The organism is Streptomyces viridosporus (assembly GCF_002078235.1).
Lineage (GTDB): Bacteria > Actinomycetota > Actinomycetes > Streptomycetales > Streptomycetaceae > Streptomyces > Streptomyces viridosporus.
Genome location: NZ_MSGP01000136.1, coordinates 1 through 8,154, shown reverse-complemented (window position 1 = coordinate 8,154; position 8,154 = coordinate 1). Strand labels below are relative to the sequence as shown.

The window sequence follows — 8,154 nt, the reverse complement described above, 5'->3', positions numbered from 1 at the left end:
AGTTGTGTATAAGAAACAGGGAGGCTCCCCGCGAGACCCCGCTCGAGCAGGAGGTGCCCTCGCCCGGGCCCACCGTCCGCCGCGAGGCCGAGGTGCACCTGCCCACCGCGCACGGCACCTTCGCCGCCTACGGCTACCGCTCCACCGTCGACGGCGTCGAGCACGTCGCCCTCGTCCACGGCGAGATCGGCGACGGCGAGGACGTCCTCGTCCGCGTCCACTCCGAGTGCCTCACCGGCGACGTCTTCGGCTCCCGGCGCTGCGACTGCGGCCCCCAGCTGGACGCCTCCCTGGAGCGCATCCGGAAGGAGGACCGGGGCGTGGTGGTCTACCTGCGCGGACACGAGGGACGCGGCATCGGCCTGATGTCCAAGCTGCGCGCCTACGAGCTCCAGGAGCGCGGCCGGGACACCCTCGACGCCAACCTCGAGCTCGGCCTGCCCGCCGACGCCCGCGACTACGGCGCCGGCGCGCGGATCCTCGCCGACCTCGGGGTGCGCAGCGTCCGCCTGATGACCAACAACCCCGACAAGTCCGAGGCGCTCGTCCGGCACGGCATCGAGGTCGTCGGCCGCGAGCCGATGCCCGTCACCGCGAGCGAGCACAACCTCCGCTACCTGCGCACCAAGCGGGACCGGATGGGCCACGACCTGCCCTGGCTGGACACGCCGACCGTGCCCGCCTGCGGCAACCAGTAAGAGAACACCGAGGAGACACGTGAGCGGCAAGGGTGCACCGGAACTGTCCGTACGGGACGTGGGGGACCTGCGGGTCGCCGTCATCGCGGCGCAGTGGCACGAGAAGGTGATGGACGGACTGGTCGACGGCGCCCTGCGCGCCCTGCACGACCTCGGCATCGACGAGCCGACCCTGCTCAGGGTCCCCGGCAGCTGGGAGCTCCCGGTCGTCGCCAAGGTCCTGGCCGGCCGGGGCTACGACGCGGTCGTCGCCCTCGGCGTCGTCATCCGGGGCGGCACGCCCCACTTCGACTACGTGTGCCAGGGCGTCACCCAGGGCCTCACCCAGGTCTCGGTCGACACCGGTGTGCCCGTCGGCTTCGGCGTGCTCACCTGCGACACCGAGGAGCAGGCCCTGGACCGCGCCGGACTGGCCGGCTCCAGCGAGGACAAGGGGCACGAGGCGGTCACCGCGGCGGTGGCGACCGCGGCGACGCTGCGTTCAGTATCCGAACCCTGGCGGTGAGGAACGCCCGTCACCGCGTAGGGTAAGGACCACCATGTCCAAGAAGACGTTCGAGGAGCTCTTCACCGAGCTCCAGCACAAGGCCGCCCACGGCGATCCCGCCACCTCCCGCACCGCCGAGCTGGTGGACAAGGGCGTCCACGCCATCGGGAAGAAGGTCGTCGAGGAGGCCGCCGAGGTCTGGATGGCCGCCGAGTACGAGGGCAAGGAGGCGGCCGCCGAGGAGATCTCGCAGCTGCTGTACCACGTCCAGGTGATGATGGTCGCCCGCGGCATCTCCCTCGACGACGTCTACGCCCACCTGTGACCGCGCGTTCCCGCCGACACCCCCGCCACACGAAGGAAGCCGACCTCATGCTGCGCATCGCCGTCCCCAACAAGGGTTCACTGTCCGGCCCTGCGGCGGAGATGCTGCATGAGGCCGGCTACCAGCAGCGCCGCGAGTCCAAGGAACTGCGGATCGTCGACCCGGGGAACGAGGTCGAGTTCTTCTACCTCCGCCCCCGCGACATCGCGATCTACGTCTCCTCCGGCCGCCTCGACATCGGCATCACCGGCCGCGACCTGCTCGTCGACTCCGGCGCCAGGGCCGAGGAGATCCTCCCGCTGGGCTTCGCCCGCTCCACCTTCCGCTACGCCACCAAGCCCGGCACGGCGAGCAGCCTGAGCGACCTGAACGGCAAGACGGTCGCCACCTCCTACGAGGGCATCGTCGCGAAGCACCTGGCCGACCAGGGCATCGACGCCTCCGTCGTCCACCTCGACGGCGCCGTCGAGACCGCCATCGAGCTGGGCGTCGCCGAGGTCATCGCCGACGTCGTCGAGACCGGCACCTCCCTGCGCAACGCGGGCCTGGAGGCCTTCGGTGAGCCGATCATGAAGTCCGAGGCGGTCGTCGTCCGCCGCGCCGACGGCGCCGGCGAGGCCGACGGGACCGTCGAGCCCAAGGTGCAGCAGTTCCTGCGCCGCCTCCAGGGCGTCCTGGTCGCGCGGACGTACGTGATGATGGACTACGACTGCCGGGTCGAGCAGTTGGAGAAGGCCGTCGCGCTGACCCCGGGCCTGGAGTCCCCGACCGTGTCCCCGCTGCACAACGAGGGCTGGGTCGCCGTCCGCGCGATGGTCCCGTCCAAGGAGGCCCAGCGGATCATGGACGACCTCTACGACATCGGCGCACGCGCCATCCTCACCACCGCCATCCACGCCTGCCGCCTCTGACCGCGCCCCCGGAGCACCACCATGTCGGACGCCAGCCAGGGCGGGCTCCCCGCCCTGCCCGTCACCTTCCGGCCGCGCAGCACCCGAGTGGTGCTGCTCGTGGCCGCCGCCGCGCTCTTCGTGGTCATCACCCTGGTCGCCCTGCTGCTGCCGCAGCTCGGCGCGGGAGAGCGGATCAGCTTCGTGTTCACCGCCGCGCTGCTGGCGGGCGTGCTGTGCCTGCTGGCACGGCCGAAGGTCGTCGCCGACGAGACGGGCGTCACCGTCGTCAACATCACGAACAAGCGCCGCCTGGAATGGCCGGAGATCCTTCAGGTGAATCTCCGGTCGGGTGATCCGTGGGTCTTCCTGGACCTCAGCGACGGCACCAGCCTGCCCGCGCTCGGCATCCAGCCGGGCATGGCCAGGCAGCGGGCCATCGCCGACGCCCGGGCCCTGCGGGCACTCGTCGAGGCCCGTTCCACGGCCGGACCGGAGCCGACCCGGGACTGAGGCGCGGGACACGTCGGAGTCGTTCACCCTGCCGTGGCCACCCCCGCGGTGATTAATCTGGTGGGCGAAGGCGCGACGACCGCGCCTTCGCCCCTGCTGCCCCGCCCGGCGCACCAGGGGATCCTGCTACCCGAGGAGTGACTCCCTCCGGCGATGGACGGATCGTCCTGCAGTACCTGCGCCGCCCCCTGCCGACATAGCGCGGACCGATTCCACCAGGGACGCACTGATGCGGAGGCGGCGGCATCATGACCACCCCCCTGCTGCTCCTGGCAGCCGCTTTCCTGCTGATCCTCGCCAACGGATTCTTCGTGGCCGCCGAGTTCGGCCTGGTCACCGTCGAGCGACCGGACGCCGAGCGGGCCGCGGCCGACGGAGACCGGCGCGCCCGCCGTGTCGTCGAGTCCCTAAAGGAGCTGTCCTTCCAGCTCTCCGGCACCCAGCTCGGCATCACCCTCACCTCCCTGGTCGTCGGCATGCTCGCCCAACCGGCGCTCGCCCGGCTGCTGGGCGGCCCGTTCGCGGCGACCGGCATCCCCGCGGGCGCCGTACCCGGCGTCTCGATCGTCGTCGGCATGCTGCTGGCCTCGGCCGTGCAGATGGTGATCGGCGAGCTCGTCCCCAAGAACTGGGCGGTCTCCCGCCCCCTGCAGGTCGCGCGCTTCGTCGCCGGCCCGCAGCACGTCTTCGCGCGCCTGTTCCGCCCGGTCATCGCCGGGCTGAACGCCGTCGCCAACCGCCTGGTGCGCGCCCTGGGGATCGAGCCCGCCGAGGAGCTGGCCTCCGCCCGCACCCCCGGCGAACTCGTCTCCCTGGCCCGGCACTCCGCCCGGGCCGGCGCCCTGGAACAGGACACCGCGGACCTCTTCGTGCGCACTCTGTCCCTGGGCGAGCTGACCGCGCAGCACGTCATGACCCCGCGCGTGAAGGTCAGCGCCCTGCAGTCCTCGGCGACCGCCGAGGACGTCGTCAACCTCACCCGGGCCACCGGTCTGTCCCGCTTCCCCGTCTACCGGGAGCGGATCGACGAGATCGTCGGCATGGTCCACCTCAAGGACGCCCTCGCGGTCCCCGTGCGCGACCGGCTGCGCACCCCCGTGGGCCGCATCGCCCGCCCGGCGCTGCTCGTCCCCGAGACCCTGCCCGTACGGCCGCTGCTGACGCGGCTGCGCAGCGAGCAGCCCATCGCGGTCGTCGTCGACGAGTACGGCGGCACCGCCGGCGTCGTCACGCTGGAGGACATCGTCGAGGAGATCGTCGGCGAGGTCCGCGACGAGCACGACGGACAGGACGTCCCCGAGCTCGTCGCCGCCCCGCCGGAGGGCGGCAACCCCGCCTGGGACGTCGACGGCGGCGTCCGCGTCGACGTCCTGCGGCGCATGGGCCTGGAGGTGCCCGAGGGCCCGTACGAGACGGTCGCCGGGCTGGTCGCCGATCTGCTCGGCCGGATCCCGGCCGTCGGCGACCACGCGGAACTGCCCGGCTGGCGGCTGTCGGTGCGCCGGGTCGGCCACTACCGCGCGGAACGGCTCCGGCTGGTCAGGACGGCTCCGCTGCCGCTCGTGGAGGCGGCCGGATGAGCGTGCTGCCCCTCCTCCTCGCCGCGCTGCTCGTGCTCGCCAACGGCTTCTTCGTCGGCGCCGAGTTCGCGCTCGTGTCGGTCCGCCGCAGCCAGGTCGAACCGCTCGGCACCGCCCGCGCCCGCCAGGTCCTGTACGGCCTGGAGCATCTGCCGCAGATGATGGCGGCGGCCCAGTTCGGCATCACCGTCTGCTCGCTGACGCTCGGCGCGGTCGCCGAACCGACGGTCGCCCACCTGCTGGAGCCGGTCTTCGAGTGGATCCACCTGCCGCACGGCATGATCCACCCGCTCGGCTACGTCGTCGCGCTCGCCGTCGTGGTCTTCTTCCACCTCGTCGTCGGCGAGATGGTCCCGAAGAACCTCGCGATGGCGGCCCCCGAGAAGGCCGCGCTGTGGCTGAGCCCCGGCCTGGTCTGGTTCGCCCGCCTGTGCGGGCCGGTCACCGCCGCGTTCGGCGCCTGCGCCCGGGCCGTCCTGCGGCTCTTCCGCGTGGAGCCGAAGGACGAGGTCGAGGCCGTCTTCACCAGCGAGCAGCTCAACCGGCTCGTGGAGGACGCCGGCCAGGCGGGCCTCCTCGACCCCGAGGAGGCCGAACGTCTGGAGGACGCCCTGGAGTTGGGTTCCCGCCCGGTCACGGACGTGCTGCTGGGGCACGAGTCGCTGGTGACGGTCGACCCCGAGGCCACCCCGGCACGGATCGTGGAGCTCACCGCACGCACGGGATACTCCCGCTTCCCGGTGGCCGCGGCCGACGGCGCCTTCCTGGGCTATCTGCACGTGAAGGACGTACTGGACCTGGAGGACGTCGAGCGGGCCGTGCCCCGGCGGCTCTGGCGGCCCATGACGACCCTGAGGCCCGAACTCCCGCTGGACGACGCCCTCACCGTGATGCGCCGCGCCGCGACCCATCTCGCCCAGGTGGCCGACGCGTCCGGCAGGGTACTGGGCCTGGTCGCCCTGGAGGACGTCCTGGAGCTCCTGGTGGGCGAGGTACGCGATCCCGCGCACCGGGAGGAGCCCGGGGCGGCGCCGGACACCGAGCCGGAGACGGGAGCGGAGACGGGAACGGAGACAGGGGCGGACGGCACCGCGGTCGGCACGGCCGGGGCCGGGCCGACCGGGTCCAGGAGCGGCGCCCAGGAGGAAGCGCTCACCGGCTGAACCCGGGCCGCGGCCCGTGCCGCGGGATCCGCCGGCGTCACGCCGACGGCGGGTCCTGCGGCCCTCTGCCCGACAGCACCTCTCCGTACGCCTGCATCAGATCCGGCAGCCGCAGCGTCGCCAGGTCCTCCCGCGTCAGGGTGCCCGGGTACACCGACAACCGCAGGTCCCGGTACGCGCAGCTCTTCTCGTACAGCGTCCGCAGGAACCGCCCGTTGCCCAGCTCGTCGATCCACCCCTGGTCCACCACGTGCCCGGCGACCGACCGCAGCTCCTCCAGCGCCTCCTCGTCCCACAGGTCGCCGTTCTCGGCGGCGAGCACCTTGCCGATCTCGGTGAGTTCGCCGGGGCGGTAGGAGGGGAAGTCCACGCGGGTGGTGAAGCGCGAGGACAGTCCGGGGTTGGCGGCCAGCAACCGGTCCATGCCCTCCGGATAGCCGGCCAGGATCACCACCAGGTGGTCGCGGTTGTCCTCGGCCCGTTTCAGCAGCACCTGGAGCGCCTCGTCGCCGTACGCGTCGCCCTTGCCGTAACCGGAGTTGGAGAGGGCGTAGGCCTCGTCGACGAACAGCACGCCACCGAGCGCGGAGTCGATCAGTTCATTGGCCTTCACGGCCGTCTGCCCGAGGTACTCGCCGACCAGGTCCGCCCGCTGGGCCTCCACCAGGTGGTCGCCGCCGAGCAGGCCGAGGGCGTAGAAGACGCGGCCCAGGATGCGGGCCACCGTGGTCTTGCCGGTGCCGGAGGGGCCGGAGAAGACGAAGTGGCGTTTCGGCGGCTGCACCGGCAGTCCCTGCCCGGCCCGCAGCCGGGCCATGTTCAGCTGCGCCGACAACGCCTTGACCTGCCGTTTCACCGGCTCCAGACCCACCATGCGCTCCAGTTCGGCGAGCGCCTCCTCCAGTAACGCGGGATCGGTGGGGCCCGTGGGCAGGGAGGACACCGAGGCGCCCGCCTTCTCGCGCACCGCCGGACCGATGACCGGCGGGAGGGGGGCGGGCGGCGGCTCGGGCTCGGAGAGCCTGAGGTCGCGGCCCTCGGTGCCGAAGAGCGGGTCGAGCGTGTCCGGGCCGTCCACCGCGTCCTGGCCCGCGCCGGTGAGCGTGATCGCGGCGAGGTCGGCGGACTCGTCGTACCCGTCGCCTTCGGTGATCGCGGCGAGCCGGGCCGCGGTGTCCATGAAGGCCGGGTCGACCCGGTGCACGGCCCGGTACAGCGGGAGCGCCGCGGCGGTGCGCCCCGTCCCCTCGTGGGCGCGCGCCAGCCAGTAGCGCAGTTCCTTGCGCTGCGGCTGTTCGCTGCGGCACCGCATCAGAGCCGCCGACAGCAGCGGTTCGGCCTGCCCGTACATCTCCAGGCGGACCCGGGCCATGCCGCCGAACAGACCCGCCTCGATGCCGAGCACCGGGTCGTCGAGCAACGGGTCGGTGTGCCGGACGAGTTGCTCCCAGTCCTTGACCAGGTAGGCGCGGCAGGAGTGCAGGAACCGGACCTGCGCATCGGTGTCCACCGGGGGCAGCCCGGCGAGCGCCCGGTCCAGCTCGGGGACGTGGCGTCCGTCCAGCCAGTGGGAGGCGTGCGCCAGCAGCAGGTCGCGGGGGCTCTCCAGCACCGGTTGCACCCACCAGCCCAGCCAGTACCAGGAGTTGAGGGTGCGCCGGTGCCGGGCGCGCTGTTCGCCGAAGCGGTCCCGGTGCCGGAACATCCTCAGCAGCGCCGTCGTCGTGTCGACGCGCAGCGCGTGCAGTCCGAGCCAGCCGTCGGCCATGCCCGGGTCGATCCGCACCGCGGCCCGGAACTCCTCCTCCGCCTGCGGATAGGCGCCCATCGTGTAGGCGTCCACGCCCCGCAGCCAGGCGAGGTCGGCCGGGGGCTGCGGGCCCTGCGTGCCGAAGTCCATCACGTCCCCCACGAACCGTGCCCCCGTCGGTGTGCCGGCCCTCGTCCGTCGGCTCCCTGTGGTCGAACCTCTGCGCCGCGGACCGGAGTTGCAAGGTGCGCGAAGCAGCGTCCGTAGGTCGCACCGAGGTGCATCGTACCTGCGGCGGCGTCACCTCCGTAGGGTGCCGTGCACGCCACGGGGGCGCGGCGGGAGGGGAGCGCGGAACGGGCGTCGTGACCGAGGGTGATCGTCATATGCCACTGGGCGCCCGCGGAACGCGAAAAGGGCAGAACGAAGCCCCCGATCACGGGGGAACAACCGGGGGCTTCGCGTCTGCGGGCGGCTCCTGATGGCCGCGCATTGAGAACGTAAGTCCTGTACGGCCCCCTGGTCAAGCCGTGTTGGGGCACTCGGGCAACTTGTCCGGCACCGCTCTTCACAGGATCACCACACTGCGGACGGTCCGTCACCGTGTGTGAACGGAGGGCCGGATTCGGCGGTCCCGGCAGGCCCGGGAATCACCTCGTACCCCTCGTCGCCCTGCCGCACCAGAAGGTCGGCGAAGGGCCGCGAGGGGTCGCCGGCGAAATGCTCGCGCTCCGCCCCGACCCACCCG

8 protein-coding genes are annotated in these 8,154 nt (G+C 72.5%); 7 read left to right on the top strand and 1 reads right to left on the bottom strand.

The window, feature by feature from the left end; all coding sequences use genetic code 11:
- The 7 genes from ribA to B7L92_RS10390 form a co-directional block, all read left to right on the top strand.
- A partial coding sequence (gene ribA / locus B7L92_RS10420; protein WP_255310849.1) for a GTP cyclohydrolase II occupies positions 1–698 on the top strand: 698 nt, incomplete at its 5' end.
- Between the two features lie 19 nt (positions 699–717).
- Complete coding sequence (gene ribH, locus B7L92_RS10415) at positions 718–1,203, top strand: 6,7-dimethyl-8-ribityllumazine synthase (RefSeq protein ID WP_004990761.1); 486 nt, start codon at positions 718–720, stop codon at positions 1,201–1,203.
- Positions 1,204–1,237: 34 nt separating this feature from the next.
- On the top strand, positions 1,238–1,510 hold the full coding sequence (locus B7L92_RS10410; protein WP_004990764.1) for a phosphoribosyl-ATP diphosphatase: 273 nt from the start codon (positions 1,238–1,240) through the stop codon (positions 1,508–1,510).
- Between the two features lie 47 nt (positions 1,511–1,557).
- Entirely contained in the window at positions 1,558–2,421 is an 864-nt protein-coding gene (hisG, locus tag B7L92_RS10405) for an ATP phosphoribosyltransferase (protein WP_081237139.1), read from the top strand.
- A 21-nt stretch (positions 2,422–2,442) separates the two neighbouring features.
- Positions 2,443–2,913, top strand: a complete 471-nt coding sequence (locus tag B7L92_RS10400; protein ID WP_004990767.1) for a PH domain-containing protein — start codon at positions 2,443–2,445, stop codon at positions 2,911–2,913.
- 248 nt (positions 2,914–3,161) lie between these two features.
- A complete protein-coding gene (locus B7L92_RS10395) occupies positions 3,162–4,493 on the top strand; it encodes a hemolysin family protein (RefSeq protein WP_081237138.1) in 1,332 nt (443 codons plus the stop codon).
- Entirely contained in the window at positions 4,490–5,656 is a 1,167-nt protein-coding gene (locus B7L92_RS10390) for a hemolysin family protein (RefSeq protein WP_081237137.1), read from the top strand. The genes B7L92_RS10395 and B7L92_RS10390 overlap by 4 nt, the downstream gene beginning before the upstream one ends.
- A gap of 37 nt (positions 5,657–5,693) precedes the next feature.
- Here B7L92_RS10390 and B7L92_RS10385 read toward each other — a convergent pair whose 3' ends face one another.
- Positions 5,694–7,556: an AAA family ATPase gene (locus tag B7L92_RS10385; protein WP_081237136.1), complete on the bottom strand. Its 1,863-nt coding sequence runs from the start codon at positions 7,554–7,556 to the stop codon at positions 5,694–5,696.
- Between the last annotated feature and the right edge of the window lie 598 nt (positions 7,557–8,154).

Bases quoted from the DNA above. Each gene is read 5' to 3' on its own strand.
- B7L92_RS10410 (WP_004990764.1), top strand. From the start codon at position 1,238: ATGTCCAAGAAGACGTTCGAGGAGCTCTTCACCGAGCTCCAGCACAAG.
- hisG (WP_081237139.1), top strand. From the start codon at position 1,558: ATGCTGCGCATCGCCGTCCCCAACAAGGGTTCACTGTCCGGCCCTGCG.
- B7L92_RS10400 (WP_004990767.1), top strand. From the start codon at position 2,443: ATGTCGGACGCCAGCCAGGGCGGGCTCCCCGCCCTGCCCGTCACCTTC.
- B7L92_RS10395 (WP_081237138.1), top strand. From the start codon at position 3,162: ATGACCACCCCCCTGCTGCTCCTGGCAGCCGCTTTCCTGCTGATCCTC.
- B7L92_RS10390 (WP_081237137.1), top strand. From the start codon at position 4,490: ATGAGCGTGCTGCCCCTCCTCCTCGCCGCGCTGCTCGTGCTCGCCAAC.
- B7L92_RS10385 (WP_081237136.1), bottom strand. From the start codon at position 7,556: ATGGACTTCGGCACGCAGGGCCCGCAGCCCCCGGCCGACCTCGCCTGG.